This is a genomic window from Tenacibaculum salmonis (genome assembly GCF_041053065.1).
Lineage (GTDB): Bacteria > Bacteroidota > Bacteroidia > Flavobacteriales > Flavobacteriaceae > Polaribacter > Polaribacter pacificus_A.
In genome coordinates this window covers 754,942-772,272 of the sequence record NZ_JBFCVV010000001.1, presented here as the reverse complement: position 1 = coordinate 772,272, position 17,331 = coordinate 754,942, and the positions used below count along the sequence as shown (strand labels likewise).

Below are 17,331 nucleotides of genomic sequence, written 5' to 3'. Positions count from 1 at the left end.
AGTAGGAGTTTTATATATAAAAAAACTCCCCAATAATTTGTGTAAATTATTGAGGAGTAAATTTGTTAATAAGGTGTTTTTTTTATTTCCTTAATAAACTAAAGTGACCCGTATCTTGTTTTTTATTTGTGTACTGAACTAAATACCAATAGTCTGTAGAAGGCATTTTCATACCATTACTATACCCATCCCAAGTATTATCTTCAGGAGTAATTTGTTTGATTAACTTTCCGTATCTATCATATACATTAACAAATTCAAATGGAATTAAGTTGCTGTTTATTTCCCAAACATCATTATGACCATCTTCATTTGGAGTAAAAAATAAAGGCATTTCCTCACAAACATTAACAGTTACTATTGTTTTACTTGTTTTAGTAACGATAGTTCCAAAACAATTAGGAGCTGTTACTGAAACTTTATAATCACCAGCCATTTCAAGTGTAGCAGTTGGTATAATAATATCTCTATCTGTTGACGTGAAATTATTTGGTCCTGTCCAGCTATATGTAGCTCCTATCACATCATTTAGACTAATTGAAATTGTTTCAGAATAACAAGTTGTTAAGGTAGTTGGTGTATTAACCTTAAAGCTTTCCTTTACAAGAACATTTACTTTAGTATCCTTAGATACTAAAACTCCACTACATTGTACAGCTGTAACAGTAACTTTATATTCACCAGTCATATCTGACATAGCGTTTAGAATAGTCAATGTTTTAGTGTTTTGTCCTGTTATTAAATCATTGTTTTGGTCAAACCATTGATAAGTTGCATTAGTAATGTCATTTGTATTAATAACAATGCTTTCTCCTTCACAAATATCAATATCGTTAATAGGAGTTAAGGTAAAGTCATTATTAGATTCTATAGTTACTGAAACAGTTGTAGGTTCACTACATTGACTAGCATTGTTTGGAGTAAAGATATAATCTTTAGTTTCTACTATACTAGTACTAATATTAGCATCCCAAGTACCATCAATTCCATTATCAGAAGTTGTAGGTAATGCTGTAACTGTAGTTCCTTCACAATAGGTAGTTGCAAAACTAAAAGTAGGAGTAACAGTTGCATTAACCGTTACTGAAACCGTTATAGGTTCACCACATTGACTCGGAACATTAGGAGTAAATATATAATTTGTAGCTCCAGTTATGTTCGTATCTATACTAGTGTTATTCCAAGTACCATCAATTCCATTATCAGAAGTTATAGGTAATGCGTCAGCTGTAGTAGCTTCACAGTATGTAGTTGTAAAACTAAAAGTAGGAGTAACAGTTGCATTAACAGTTACTGAAACCGTTATAGGTTCACCACATTGATTCGCAACATTAGGAGTAAATGTGTAATTTGTAGCTCCAGTAATATTCGTATCTATACTAGTGTTATTCCAAGTACCATCAATTCCATTATCCGAAGTTGTCGGTAATGTTGTAACTGTAGTCCCTTCACAGTATGTAGTTGTAAAACTAAAAGTAGGAGTTACAGTTGCATTAACCGTTACAGAAACCGTTGTAGGTTCACCACATTGATTCGCAACATTAGGAGTAAATGTGTAGTTACTTAAACCTAATGTATTTGTGTCAATATTAGCAACGTTCCAAGTACCATCAATTCCATTATCAGAAGTTGTAGGTAATGCATCAGCTGTAGTAGTTTCACAGTATGTAGTTGTAAAACTAAAAGTAGGAGTAACAGTTGCATTAACCGTTACAGAAACCGTTGTAGGTTCACCACATTGATTTGCAACATTAGGAGTAAATACATAATCAGTATTTCCAATTGTATTTGTATCAATATTAGCAACGTTCCAAGTACCATCAATTCCATTATCAGAAGTTGTAGGTAATGCATCAGCTGTAGTAGTTTCACAGTATGTAGTTGTAAAACTAAATGCAGGAGTAACAGTAGCATTAACCGTTACTGAAACCGTTGTAGGTTCACCACACTGACTAGCAACATTAGGAGTAAATATATAATTTGTAGCTCCAGTAATGTTCGTATCTATACTAGTATTATTCCAAGTACCATCAATTCCATTATCCGAAGTTGTCGGTAATGTTGTAACTGTAGTAGCTTCACAGTATGTAGTTGTAAAACTAAATGTAGGAGTAACAGTTGCATTAACCGTTACAGAAACCGTTGTAGGTTCACCACATTGATTCGCAACATTAGGAGTAAATGTGTAGTTACTTAAACCTAATGTATTTGTGTCAATATTAGCAACGTTCCAAGTACCATCAATTCCATTATCTGAAGTAGTCGGTAATGTGTTAGCTGTAGTAGCTTCACAGTATGTAGTTGCAAAACTAAAAGTAGGAGTAACAGTTGCATTAACCGTTACAGAAACCGTTGTAGGTTCACCACATTGATTTGCAACATTAGGAGTAAATACATAATCAGTATTTCCAATTGTATTTGTATCAATATTAGCAACGTTCCAAGTACCATCAATTCCATTATCAGAAGTTGCAGGTAATGCATCAGCTGTAGTAGTTTCACAGTATGTAGTTGTAAAACTAAATGCAGGAGTAACAGTAGCATTAACCGTTACAGAAACCGTTGTAGGTTCACCACACTGACTAGCAACATTAGGAGTAAATATATAATTTGTAGCTCCAGTAATGTTCGTGTCTATACTAGTGTTATTCCAAGTACCATTAATTCCGTTATCCGAAGTAGTCGGTAATGCATCAGCTGTATTAGCTTCACAGTATGTAGTTGCAAAACTAAATGTAGGAGTAACAGTTGCATTAACCGTTACAGAAACCATTGTAGGTTCACCACATTGATTCGCAACATTAGGAGTAAATGTGTAGTTACTTAAACCTAATGTATTAGTATCAATACTTGAAACATTCCAAGTACCATCAATTCCATTATCAGAAGTAGTCGGTAATGTGTTAGCTGTATTAGCTTCACAGTATGTAGTTGCAAAACTAAAAGTAGGAGTAACAGTTGCATTAACCGTTACAGAAACCGTTGTAGGTTCACCACATTGATTTGCAACATTAGGAGTAAATACATAATCAGTATTTCCAATTGTATTTGTATCAATATTAGCAACGTTCCAAGTACCATCAATTCCATTATCCGAAGTAGTCGGTAATGCATCAGCTGTAGTAGTTTCACAGTATGTAGTTGTAAAACTAAATGCAGGAGTAACAGTAGCATTAACCGTTACAGAAACCGTTGTAGCTTCACCACACTGACTAGCAACATTAGGAGTAAATATATAATTTGTAGCTCCAGTAATGTTCGTGTCTATACTAGTGTTATTCCAAGTACCATTAATTCCGTTATCCGAAGTAGTCGGTAATGCATCAGCTGTATTAGCTTCACAGTATGTAGTTGCAAAACTAAATGTAGGAGTAACAGTTGCATTAACCGTTACAGAAACCATTGTAGGTTCACCACATTGATTCGCAACATTAGGAGTAAATGTGTAGTTACTTAAACCTAATGTATTTGTGTCAATATTAGCAACGTTCCAAGTACCATCAATTCCATTATCAGAAGTAGTCGGTAATGTGTTAGCTGTATTAGCTTCACAGTATGTAGTTGCAAAACTAAAAGTAGGAGTAACAGTTGCATTAACCGTTACAGAAACCGTTGTAGGTTCACCACATTGATTTGCAACATTAGGAGTAAATACATAATCAGTATTTCCAATTGTATTTGTATCAATATTAGCAACGTTCCAAGTACCATCAATTCCATTATCCGAAGTAGTCGGTAATGCATCAGCTGTAGTAGTTTCACAGTATGTAGTTGTAAAACTAAATGCAGGAGTAACAGTAGCATTAACCGTTACTGAAACCGTTGTAGGTTCACCACATTGATTTGCAATATTAGGAGTAAATATATAATTTGTAGCTCCAGTAATGTTCGTGTCTATACTAGTGTTATTCCAAGTACCATCAATTCCATTATCCGAAGTAGTCGGTAATGCATCAGCTGTAGTAGCTTCACAGTATGTAGTTGTAAAACTAAATGTAGGAGTAACAGTTGCATTAACCGTTACAGAAACCGTTGTAGGTTCACCACATTGATTCGCAACATTAGGAGTAAATACATAATTAGTGTTTCCTGTTATATTAGTATCAATACTTGAAACATTCCAAGTACCATCAATTCCATTATCAGAAGTTGTAGGTAATGCATTAGCTGTAGTAGCTTCACAGTATGTAGTTGCAAAACTAAAAGTAGGAGTAACAGTTGCATTAACCGTTACTGAAACCGTTGTAGGTTCACCACATTGATTTGCAACATTAGGAGTAAATACATAATCAGTATTTCCAATTGTATTTGTATCAATATTAGCAACGTTCCAAGTACCATCAATTCCATTATCAGAAGTTGCAGGTAATGCATTAGCTGTAGTAGTTTCACAGTATGTAGTTGTAAAACTAAATATAGGAGTTACAGTTGCATTAACCGTTACAGAAACAGTTAATGGGTCAGCACATTCAGTTCCTGTTGGTGTAAATACATAATCAGTATTACCAATAATAGTTGTACTAATTGTAGTTGGAGCCCAAGTACCTGTAATACCATTATTATCAGAAGTAGGTAAAGCATTAGCAGTATCATCTTCACAATAAGTAGTAGTTAAAGTAAATACCGGAGTAGCTTTATCTGTAATATTGACAGTTACTGTTAATGGGTCAGCACATTCCGTTCCTGCTGGTGTAAATGTATAATCAGTATCACCAATAGTAGTTGTACTAATTGTAGTAGGTGCCCAAGTACCTGTAATACCATTATTATCAGCAGTAGGTAAAGCATTAGCAGTATCATCTTCACAATAAGAAGTAGTTAAAGTAAATACCGGAGTAGCTTTATCTGTAATATTAACGGTTACTGTTAATGTGTCAGCACATTCCGTTCCTGCTGGTGTAAATATGTAATCAGTATTACCAATAGTAGTTGTACTAATTGTAGCTGGAGCCCAAGTACCTGTAATACCATTATTATCAGAAGTAGGTAAAGCATTAGCAGTATCATCTTCACAATAAGAAGTAGTTAAAGTAAATACCGGAGTAGCTTTATCTGTAATATTAACAGTAATAGTTAATGGGTCAGCAGTTTCTGTTGGAGCTGGCGTAAATGTATAATCAGTATTACCAATAGTAGTTGTACTAATTGTAGCTGGAGCCCAAGTACCTGTAATACCACTATTATCAGAGGCTGGTAAAGTATCAGCAATATCATCTTCACAATAAGAAGTAGCTACACTAAATATAGGAGTTGATTTACTTACAATATTAACAGTTAAAGTTAATGGGTCAGCACATTCAGTTCCTGCTGGTGTAAATATATAATCCGTATCACCAATAGTAGTTGTGCTAATTGTAGCTGGAGCCCAAGTACCTGTAATACCATTATTATCAGAAGTAGGTAAAGTATCTGGAGTATCATTTTCGTGATAAGAAGTAGTTATACCAAATACCGGAGTCGCTTTATTACTGATACTTATATTTACTGTTAATGGGTCAGCACATTCCGTTCCTGCTGGTGTAAATATGTAATCAGTATTACCAATAGTAGTTGTACTAATTGTAGCTGGAGCCCAAGTACCTGTAATACCATTATTATCAGAAGTAGGTAAAGCATTAGCAGTAGCATCTTCACAATAAGAAGTAGTTAAAGTAAATACCGGAGTAGCTTTATTTGTAATAGTAACCGTTACGGTTAATGGGTCAGCACATTCCGTTCCTGCTGGTGTAAATATATAATCAGTATTACCAATAGTAGTTGTACTAATTGTAGCTGGAGTCCAAGTACCTGTAATACTATTATTATCAGAAGTAGGTAAAGCATTAGCAGTAGCATCTTCACAATAAGAAGTAGTTAAAGTAAATACCGGAGTCGCTTTATTTGTAATAGTAATAGTTACCGTTAATGGGTCAGCAGCTTCTGTTGGAGCTGGTGTAAATGTATAATCAGTATCACCAATAGTAGTTGTACTAATTGTAGCTGGGTTCCAAGTACCTGTAATACCATTATTATCAGTAGTAGGTAAAGTATTAGCAGTATCATCTTCACAATAAGAAGTAGTTAAAGTAAATACTGGAGTAACTTTATCTGTAATAGTAACCGTTATTGTTAATGGTTCAGCACATTCCGTTCCTGCTGGCGTAAATGTATAATCAGTATCACCAATAATAGTTGTACTAATTGTAGCTGGAGCCCAAGTACCTGTAATACCATTATTATCAGAAGTAGGTAAGGTATCTGGAGTATCATTTTCGTTATAAGAAGTATTTACAGTAAAAACTGGAGTCGCTTTATTTGTAATATTAACAGTTACTGTTAATGGGTCAGCACATTCTGTTCCTGCTGGTGTAAATATGTAATCAGTATTACCAATAGTAGTTGTACTAATTGTAGCTGGAGCCCAAGTACCTGTAATACCATTATTATCAGCAGTAGGTAAAGCATTAGCAGTATCATCTTCACAATAAGAAGTAGTTAAAGTAAATACCGGAGTCGCTTTATCTGTAATATTAACAGTTACTGTTAATGGGTCAGCACATTCCGTTCCTGCTGGTGTAAATGTATAATCAGTATTACCAATAGTAGTTGTACTAATTGTAGTAGGTGCCCAAGTACCTGTAATACCATTATTATCAGCAGTAGGTAAAGCATTAGCAGTAGCATCTTCACAATAAGCAGTAGTTAAAGTAAATACCGGAGTCGCTTTATCTGTAATAGTAACTGTTACCGTTAATGGTTCAGCACATTCAGTTCCTGCTGGCGTAAATGTATAATCCGTATCACCAATAGTAGTTGTACTAATTGTAGCTGGTGCCCAAGTACCTGTAATACCATTATTATCAGCAGTAGGTAAAGCATTAGCAGTATCATCTTCACAATAAGCAGTAGTTAAAGTAAATACCGGAGTCGCTTTATCTGTAATAGTAACCGTTATTGTTAATGGTTCAGCACATTCAGTTCCTGCTGGTGTAAATGTATAATCAGTATCACCAATAATAGTTGTACTAATTGTAGCTGGTGTCCAAGTACCTGTAATACTATTATTATCAGAAGTAGGTAAAGCATTAGCAGTATCATCTTCACAATAAGCAGTAGTTAAAGTAAATACCGGAGTAGCTTTATCTGAAATATTAACAGTTAAAGTTAATGGATTAGCACATTGGTTTGCATCTGGTGTAAATACATAATTAGTATCACCAATAATAGTTGTACTAATAGTTGTTGGATTCCAAGTACCTGTAATACTATTATCTGATGTTGTAGGTAAAGTATTAGCAGTATCATTTTCACAGTAAGAATTGTTTACAGTGAAAGTAGGAGTTGTTTTGTTTGTAACAGTAACTACAACATCGGCAGTATCATTAATATCTGTTATTCCATCACAATCTTTAGCAGTAATATTCACGGTATAAGTTCCATCATGTACTGCTTGAGCATCTGTGGTAACTTGTGGGTTTTTTAATGTTGAAGTAAAACCATTTGGTCCTGTCCAAGAATATGTAGCTGTAGCAGTATCTATATTACCAACAATTACTACATCTAAATCTATAGCGTTATTTTCACATACAGTTTGATTAGTTGTAGCAGGTGTAATGGCTAACGAGCTTTCTACAGTTAATGTTCCTGTTCTAACAATTGTATAGCCAAAAAACTCTATGGTAAGTTCATATGTACCAGCATCAGTTGGAGCAACAGCTGTTATAGTATATTCTTTATCTGTAGAAACAATACTTCCGTTAGGGTGTTTCCAACTGTAAGTAACTCTAGAGTCAGTATCTAAAATATCAGGGTAGTTATTGCTAACACTAAAGTTACCTTCTTTTCCTTCACATAAAACACCTGGCATGCTATCAGTAAATGTTATATCACCAAAATTATCAGTATTAAATAAGAACATTTGTACTCCAGATAAACCACTACCAAAAGTAATGTTTCTAAAGTCTATTTTTTTAACAAGAGTTGTTCCGTCTTGTCCGTTTGTAAAGTTTGTATCATCAACAAATATAGCATGAACTTTACCTGGCTTAGAGTACCTACGGTCTGCTCTACCAGCTTGGCGATTTCCTACAGCTGGTACAGATGCCCAAATTCTATCTGCCTGAAAAGCACCATTATTTATAATAATTTCAGGTTCTTCATCGGCAGTTTGTGCTACTACATCATCTTTTTGTTCTACAAACATTTTTCCTGTTACAGGTGTGTCTGCATTATTACGAACTCCTACATAAATACCATCTTTATTAATAAAATCATCACCATGTAAACGGTAATATTTTCCTGTAATAGGACCTCCTTGTGGGTCAGTAAAAGAAATATTATAGGTATAAAGTCCTGTTTCTCTTAAATCATATACAACTTGATTGTTAGGGTCGGGTAGGGTTAAACCTCTAAACCAACTAGAGTCATAAATACCTCCTGTACCGTTATTATAGTCGGCACTAGTTGTGTAAAAAGGGTGTCCATCTATACCTGTGGTAGTACCTGGTCCATTATTAAAATCAGGTCCTGTATTTGGTCCTTGGTAAGGTCCTCTCCATGTTCCACCTCCTGATTTATCATTTCGTACATTTATAGATTGTATTAAAGTACCATCATAATTATTAATTTCAACAGTTCCATTTAAGTTGTTTAACTGATGAAACCAACGTTCTATCATGTTTCCATTTACATCAAAAACATCCCAGCCCCATTCATTTGCATCTGGTAGGTTTTGAGTTTCTATAACGTGCAATCTATTATCATGTCCCATATTTCTTGGATCATCGGCTCCATGAAAACTAAGCATGTGTATTTTTTTACCGGGAGTTACTTCACAGTCAAAAATATATTGGTCATTAATCCAGTCTGTAGTATTTTCTCTTTCTACTTCTGGTAATACAGTTTGTATAATATCTACGATTAATGCTCTACTTGATATTAAATCATGGTCAGCATTTAATCTGTTGTAGTATTCTGTGTTAAAATTCTTAAAAAAGTCAGGGTCTTCTATATACATTTTATAAAATGCACCAGAACTAGTACCGTATCTTTCCCAGTGTGCTCCTGTACCAATATCTGAAGAAAAGAAATCAGTAGTACTTAATTGCTCGTGATTTTGAAAATCATAATCCCAATCAAAAGGCATCCCTCTAGAGTGCCCCCAGTGACGATTTAAATCATCTGCATTAAAAAAACCAGGATTATTTGCTATAATTTCATCCATAACAATAAGTGCTACGGCTTCAGCCATTCCTTCTTCAAAACCACTAAGAGTAGGTTCATAATGCCACTCATCATTCATAGATAAAGTTATGTTATCTCTCCATCCATGAATAAGTTCATGTATCATTAAACGTGGTTGGTCCATATCACCATATCCATTTTCACTATAACTAGAAGAAATACGGTTTGGTCCGTTGTAAAACGTGTTAGTACCTACCGCATTAGCATCATTTACTATATTTAAAGTATGGCTACGTGGTGGTGCCCCAAAAATACGTTCTATAATTGGTATTGCTACATCATATAAAGGACGCATTCTGTCGGATTGCCATTGTGCAAAACTACCTGCTCCATTTACTCCATAATTAGTTTCTATATTAACCGTAACGGCAGTACCAGCCTGACCAAGCTCTTCCCAGTTAAATTGTAAAGGGCCTATTACTACAGGAGGTGCAAATTGCCAGTTATCTTCACCTCTAAGATGAATGTAAAAATCGGTACCTACATCAATACTACCTTCATTAGGGGTTCCTACATATGGGTTTTCTATACTAGCTTCTCTTTGTAGTTCTTTAAGACTATACCCCCAAGTGGTTTTTTGTTGATTACCTAATCCTTGACCATATCTAATATTACTACTTTGAGGAGAGTTAGAATCTGGACTAGTACCAATAGAAAAACTTTGAAACCCTCCAGTAGTCCAGTTTACCGCAACACTATGGATGCTTTCTACTGTAGCAACTACATTAGCAGCTCTTTGTGCTATTTTTGAACGTGAAGTTTTTGCTTGAACTTTATCTCTTTCTGTATAAGCTTTTGTTTTATAGTCTTTAGGAATTGGACTACATGATTTGGGTATGTACCGTTCCTCTTGATTAAGACTTATAGGGTCATGTTGCTGTGCTTGTGTTACAAGCGGAATAATTATTAAAATCGAATAAATAAGGAAAATGAGATGTTTCTTGGAAAGCATATTATGTATTTTAATTTGATGATAAACGATTATTTTTTAATACTTGTTAATCTATGTTACCATAGTGTTAGTATGTTAATATAGTATTATTAAGGGTTAATATTTGTTAAAGTTATTAAAGGTATGTTAAAAAATAGTTATTTTCAATCTTTTTTATCTTTTTTTATGGTTTTCCGTAAGATAATCTCATTTATTTAGCTAATAGATTGCTGATTATTGATATTTTTTATGTTTTTTGTAAAACATTATTTATCTACTTTTTTATTGATGATTAATCGCTGCTTATTTAATTAATTGTCTGTTTGTTAGGGTTTTGTGTGTTTTGTGTGTTTTTTTATTTTTAATGATGAAATAGGTATTGTTCTTGTAATCATATGATTATGGTATTTTTTTTGATGAAATTATTTTTTTTAAAAAATTAAATATAAATTACATTTAATTAGCATATAATTAATATGATAATGTTGTTTTGTCGTATTAAAAAACTACAATGATGCTTTTTTTTGATGAAAAAGTGACTAAAAAGAAAAAATTACTAGTTATTAAGGTAATATTTAAACTCATTCTAACTGTTTATATGTCTATTTTTGCACTATGGATAAAGATTTAGAGAACTTAGAGAAGTTAGCAAAGGATGCAGAGAAGGAAAATAAGAAGTATTTTGCAACTATAAAAAAGCGAGTACCTAAAAATTTCGATGTTGTAGTACAAGATTTACATGATAAGGAATTTGCAAAAACAGATTGTTTAGATTGTGGTAATTGTTGTAAAACTACAAGTCCTATTTTTACAGATAAAGATACCGAGCGTATCTCTAAGTATTTGAAAATGAAAGTAAGAGATTTTGAATCTCAATATTTACAGCGTGATGAAGATGATTTTATGGTGTTAAAAACAGCTCCGTGTTCATTTTTAGATGAAAGTGATAATTCTTGTTTTATTTATGATGTTCGCCCAAAGGCATGTTCAGAATATCCTCATACAAATAGAAAGAAGTTTATTCAAATTTCAGATTTAACAATTAGTAACACTGCAATTTGTCCTGCAACTTATAGAATTGTTGAAGAATTAAAAAAGCGTTTGCCAGTTAGGTCAAACGAAAAAATTAAAAGATTAGGATAATATTTTTTCAGATAAAATATTTAATTCCGTTTAGCTATCAATTTAAAAGATAGTTAAACGGATTTTTTTTTGAAGATTAAAAATAACAAGAATTATGTTCTAGCCATCTTCCTTTTCCTTTTAATGTAAAATCAACATGAAGTACGATTTCATGTGTATTAAAATTATTACTCAATGCTGATAATTTTGTGTCATAGGCGTATCCTATTCTATATTTTTTATCAATAATAATAGCAAACATAGCACTTGCTGAATCTTTATAACGATAAGAAACTCCAGCTTCTAAAAACTCCTTATAAAGAAAATTGCTATTAATATCTATAGAAATAGGTAAGTTTTTTACATACTTAACCATAGTTGATGGTTTAAAAAAAATATTTTCTGATAATTTTAATCGAACTCCTCCTGTAATAAAATAGTTCATATTACTTGAAGTTGTTTGCGTTGTTATTGTTTCTGAAATTTCAAATTGACTACTTTTTAATAAGTATGGTATTGAAAAACCTACAAAATATTGTTTGTTGTAATAATAGGCACCAAATCCAATATTAGGATAATTTCCTTTTGTATTGTTATAGGTATCATTATCTGGTGTAATTCCTTGAGATAAATTGTTATCAAATAATGTAATACCTGCTTTTAATCCGAAAGCAAGTCTTGTATCTCTTGATGTTATTAAAGTATATGAGGCATCTACATTTATATTGTTACTTTTTGATAAACCTACTTTATCGTTTATAACTGTAGCACCAAAACCTAAACCATTATTTGTTCGTCCGTTTATGGAAAATGTATTGGTAGTAGGAGCACCCGTTACACCAACCCATTGTTGACGCGTTAATAATGACATACTCAAATCTGACCTTAAACCAACAGTTGCAGGATTTATAATTTGTGTATTGTATAAATATTGCGTGTAATGTGGAATTTGTTGTGCCGTGCAAAAAAGACTATAACAAACAACAAATAAGGTTAATAATGTTTTTTTTATTGATATCATCTTACAAGTTGTATAAAGTTTGTTTTCGCTTTTTGATTACCGTCATTAAAATCTAATGTATAATAATAAACACCTGTTGGTGCAGGTTTTTCATTATGATTTCCATCCCACCAAATAGGATTTATTCTTCCATTATTACTATAGTTATATATTTCACTTCCCCATCTATCATAAATAATTAATTTAAAATTAGGAAAATCTTCAATTCCTGCTATTTCAAAAGTATCACTTTTTCCATCGCCATTGGGCGAAAATAAATTAGGAACATCATTATCTTTAATTGTTCCTGTGTTAAGTAATCTTATTAACGGATTTTCATCTACAACAGTTATTTGTAGTAGCATTGTTTCAGCTTCTTCATTTAAATTATCATCAATTGTTGGGATAATTTGTGTTATAGATTCAGTATATGCAGGAATTGTATTTATAGTCGGTATTGTTTGATAATCTAGTGATTGTGTCGTTGTTTCATCCAAAGTAATTACATTTAGAATGATAGGTGCATAATTCTGCATCGGTTCTAAACTTGCATTTAAAAGTTTAATTTCAAACATAAACGGATTCCCTTCTGTAACAGTTAAATCTTCTATTTCGATTATTGGATAAGGGTCAATATCAACAATACTACCTGTTTTATTTAAGTCTTGAATACCTACGTTATTACTAGTTACTACACCGCTAACAATTAAATTTTCGATGTCAGGTTCGTTTAAATTATCTGTTTTTGTGCTGATATTAAAAGATACTTCTGTATTTGCATCCGCAGGATTAATAGTTCCATCAATACTTAAATTTGTTGAAACACTGGTATAATCATCAGGGCTTATGGCAACATCATCATTTGTTTTAATATCAATATTAATAGGAGTAGAACAAGGGTGACTAATACTAATAGTGTGTACTAAATCGATTCCTTCATCTTCCATAGAATCGTTCATGGTAACTGTTGGCGGAAGGTCATTATCTATAATATTTCCAATTCCTGAAGTTTCAGTATTTACAGTATTTAAAGAAGTTATAGTTCCGTTGATGGTAAAAATCTCATCAAGTTCATAAATTGTATCATCCAAAGAAATGGTATTAAAAGTAGCTGTTTCTTGAAAAGCAGGAATACTTAAAGTAGCTCCATTTATTTGATTATAATCATATGGTGTTACAGCAATATTGTATTGACTTGCTGTGTCTGTTCCGTCAATACTAGAAAGATTCATTGTTATTTCCGAAGCACTTTGAGTTATTATTGAATTATCATTTTTAGTAACTAATGAAACCGTAAAAGTAAAAGTATCTCCTTCGGTAGCACTTACATTATTAATAAGAACAACAACTGCATTTATTTCTCGCCAATCTCTTTCTGATGTGTCTGTATTATCAATATTCGGAAAATCAGTTGGAGTTTGACTATTTTTAGGATTTACAAAATTATCATTACTATCATAGGCATCATCTAATCCATCATTATCGGTATCTATATTTAAAGCGATTGTTTCAGGAGTTCCATCATTATTAAAATCCCATCCTTCAATATAATCATCACGAATATCATTATCAGAATTAAGATCGATATAATCAGGAATAAGATCTCCATCTGTATCGATAGGTATTATTCCATTAGGATAAGCGGTATCAATACCTGTTATAAAATAGTCGTTATTATGAGGAATATAATCTTCGGTAGTTTGTGCTTCAATATGGTCAACAATTCCATCTCCATCAGCATCAATATCTATAAAATTCGGATTTCCACTAGCATCAGTATTCGGAATCGTATAATTGATATTGGCAGTTAAAGTATCATTATTTTCAACAGTATTATGTAAGCCATTTATACCAACATCCATATCTGTTTTTGATTCAGAATTATTGTTTAAATGTCCATTTCCAGCTTCAATAATATCAGGGATTCCATCATTGTCGCTATCTAAATCAAAATGATTAGGAATTCCATCATTATCAAAATCAAAAATATCTATAACGCCATCATTATTTGAATCTACACTAAAATCAGTGTCTTTATAATTAGGTATAAAATCATTGTCGTGGTCATCCAAAGGATTTAAACCGCCGTATTCATCAATATCTCTAATTGTATCATTATCATCATCAATATCAATTTCATTAATAATAGTATCGTTATCTGTATCCGTAGAAATATTTAGAGGTATTGTACTTGTTGAGTTTGCATTGTTATTTAGCGGGTCGGTAGCTGTAAAATCAGCTGTAGTATCACCAATACATTCTTCATTAAAAAGAACAGAAAATTGAATAGTGATGCTTTCATTAGCTTCTAAAATTCCTGAGTTTCCATCGAAAAAATTAATATCAGTAACTCCATTATATAATGGGTTTAATATCGGATTAATTGTTGCCGTAGAATTTTGAATAACAGGTGTGCTGACAGTAATAATATTTCCACTACAAATAGCATTTAAATCATCTTGTAATTGTAATTGCTCAATTTGAACAGCTTCACTAGTATTTGTTATGGTAATTTGAAAGGTAAGTTCTTGATGTTCTAAAATTCCGTTTGGTACTTGATTGGTATTTAAAACAACTTTTTCTGTTGACGAAGATGAGTTAAATGAAAACCCCATACCGGCACTATTACAATCACATTGAGAAGTAGAAGAGGCTGTTCCTGTATCTGATGCTGTGTTATAATAACGATCTAAATGATTACCTAAACCATCAGACCAAGTAACAAAAGAATATTGTTTTTTGTTTTCGGTAGTTGTTTCATCAAAACCATCTAAAGCACCTTGTGTTTGAGAAAGTTCTAATTGATTAAAAGAATTAGTATTTGAAAATGAAATAGGTGCAATTAAATAAAATATATCTAAAATAATGGTTTCACCTGGTGCTAAAGAATTATTCGGGTTTAGCAAAAAAGGGTTCGTATCTCCATCATAATTAGTATTTATATTTACAGACGAACCTGAAATTTGAGAAACAGTTAAGGTAGTAAAAACAATTCCGTTATCTAAAAAACTACCTAATCCCATGTTGTAATTAACATTGGTTGCTGTTGTTGTTCCTTCGTTTGTGATTATTACTCGATTATTATAATCAAATGTACCATCAGGATTTACTAAAGGATTTTCTTCAGGGACAAATAGTGCTGCGGCAACAACTGCTTCTGTAGTATGAAAATCAGAAATCTCTAAGTTTTCGGTGGCGTTCCCTGTTGATGAGGTAACATTAAAAACAGTATCAAAATTAATTCCAGAACCTGAAGGAGTCGGATTTGGACGACCATTACAAAATGGATTTATAGTTACACAAAAACGAATATTTATATATTGTCTAGGATATAAAGTTGCATTACTAACAGTAGTATTATTGAAAATATTACTTGAGGTTAAATCTAAAAAATCAGGATTTACAATATCTGTGGTAAATTCTAAAGGATACGGATTATCTATATAATCTATTGTTGTTGATGTTGTAACGTTCATATCACTAATTTCAGTAACACAACCATTTCCAAAAATAGCTTGTAAATCATTTGTTAAATCAATATTAGTAATAAGGCTTGAAGCATGATAATCTCTAGCAGTACTACTGTTAGCTATAGTCATACTGTAAATTACTTTGTATTCATCATCAACTGTATAGCCTTGATTACAACTTTCTAAGTTTCTTATTTCAATTAAATCGGTTGTATTTTCAACGGTTAAATATAAATCAGCAGTAGTTGAATAAGTACCATCAAAAATAGTATAGGTAATAAGTTGAACATTTCCTGTATAATCTGTATTCGGAATAAAATTATAACTACCATTTGTATTTATAGTAATATTTCCTTGACTAAAAGTAGCAGTTTGTCCTGCTGTAAAATTAATGTTATTAATACTAAAAGAAGTTACAGTTAATACATTATTATCAATATCTATATCATTAATAAGTACCCCTGGTGCATTTACTGATAAAGTGGTATTTATATCTGCTGTATCATAATCATCAAAAGCTTCTGGTTCATTTTCATTTTCAACAGTTATTTGTAGGGTTGCTGAGGTTGAGAAAATTCCATCAGAAATAGTGTATGTAATCGGAGTTACTTCTCCGATATAATTTGTATTCGGAATAAAATTATAACTACCATTTGCATTTATAGTGATACTTCCTTCACCAAAATTAGCTGTTTGTCCTGCTGTAAAACTAGTGGTATTTATAGAGAAATCAGTAATAGTTAAAATATCATTGTCAATATCAGTATCGTTATCTAGTAACCCTGGTGTATTTGTATTTAATATGGTGTTAATATCAATAATTTGAAAGTCGTTAAATGCTATAGGCGGAGTTTCATTTTCAACAATTATTTGTAGGCTTGCTGAGGTTGAGAAAATTCCATCAGAAATAGTATATGTGATTATAGGTAGGTTACCAAAATAATCAGTAGTAGGAGTAAAATTATAACTACCATCAGCACTTATAATAATACTACCTTCGTTAAAATTAGCGGTTTCGCCTACTGTAAAATTAACACTATTAATGTTAAATGAAGTAACAGTTAAAATATTATTGTCGATATCAGTATCATTAGTAAGTACCCCTGGAGCATTTATAATTGAAGTAGTATTAAGATAAGTTGTGTTAACATCATTAACAGCTATAGGCGGAGTTTCATTTTCAACAGTTATTTGTAGGCTTGCTGTATCAGAAAAAATACCATCAGAAATAGTATAACTAATAGTAGTAATATTACCAAAGTAATCAGTATTTGGAATAAAAACATAACTACCATCTGAATTTATGGTGATATTACCTTCACTAAAATTAGCTGTTTCACCTGCTGAAAAATTAATCGTGTTTATCGAAAAATTAGTAATAGTTAAAACATCATTATCGATATCTGTATCGTTTGAAAGTAGCCCTGGTACATTTACACTTATATTACTATTAATGTATGTTGTATTAATGTCGTTAACTGCATTAGGTTGTGTCTGTGCTCTACTAAATTGAGAAAAAAGCACAAAAAAGCATAGTATTTTGTAGTAGTTTTTTATCATAATCGGGGGAATTCATTCTAATTAGA

Annotated in this window: 4 protein-coding genes; 1 reads left to right on the top strand and 3 read right to left on the bottom strand. The window is 32.1% G+C overall.

From position 1 onward, the window contains the following. Positions 1–82: 82 nt before the first annotated feature. Entirely contained in the window at positions 83–10,174 is a 10,092-nt protein-coding gene (locus AB0T67_RS03180; protein WP_369219115.1) for a T9SS type B sorting domain-containing protein, read from the bottom strand. 594 nt (positions 10,175–10,768) lie between these two features. On the opposite strand from AB0T67_RS03180, the gene AB0T67_RS03175 reads away from it, so the two are divergent. Continuing rightward, positions 10,769–11,296 carry a YkgJ family cysteine cluster protein gene (locus AB0T67_RS03175; protein WP_271231839.1) on the top strand — a complete coding sequence of 176 codons (528 nt, stop codon included), beginning with the start codon at positions 10,769–10,771 and terminating at the stop codon, positions 11,294–11,296. A gap of 76 nt (positions 11,297–11,372) precedes the next feature. On the opposite strand, the gene AB0T67_RS03170 is transcribed toward AB0T67_RS03175, so the two are convergent. Together AB0T67_RS03170 and AB0T67_RS03165 are read right to left on the bottom strand one after the other, a co-directional pair. Then, positions 11,373–12,296, bottom strand: a complete 924-nt coding sequence (locus AB0T67_RS03170) for a PorP/SprF family type IX secretion system membrane protein (protein WP_369219114.1) — start codon at positions 12,294–12,296, stop codon at positions 11,373–11,375. Continuing rightward, positions 12,293–17,305 (bottom strand): cadherin-like domain-containing protein, encoded by a 5,013-nt coding sequence (locus AB0T67_RS03165; protein WP_369219113.1) that lies wholly within the window; start codon positions 17,303–17,305, stop codon positions 12,293–12,295. The genes AB0T67_RS03170 and AB0T67_RS03165 overlap by 4 nt, the downstream gene beginning before the upstream one ends. Positions 17,306–17,331: the final 26 nt, after the last annotated feature.

Excerpts from the sequence above, each read along its gene's own strand:
- AB0T67_RS03180 (WP_369219115.1), bottom strand. The coding sequence starts at position 10,174 with ATGCTTTCCAAGAAACATCTCATTTTCCTTATTTATTCGATTTTAATA.
- AB0T67_RS03170 (WP_369219114.1), bottom strand. The coding sequence starts at position 12,296 with ATGATATCAATAAAAAAAACATTATTAACCTTATTTGTTGTTTGTTAT.
- AB0T67_RS03175 (WP_271231839.1), top strand. The coding sequence starts at position 10,769 with ATGGATAAAGATTTAGAGAACTTAGAGAAGTTAGCAAAGGATGCAGAG.
- AB0T67_RS03165 (WP_369219113.1), bottom strand. The coding sequence starts at position 17,305 with ATGATAAAAAACTACTACAAAATACTATGCTTTTTTGTGCTTTTTTCT.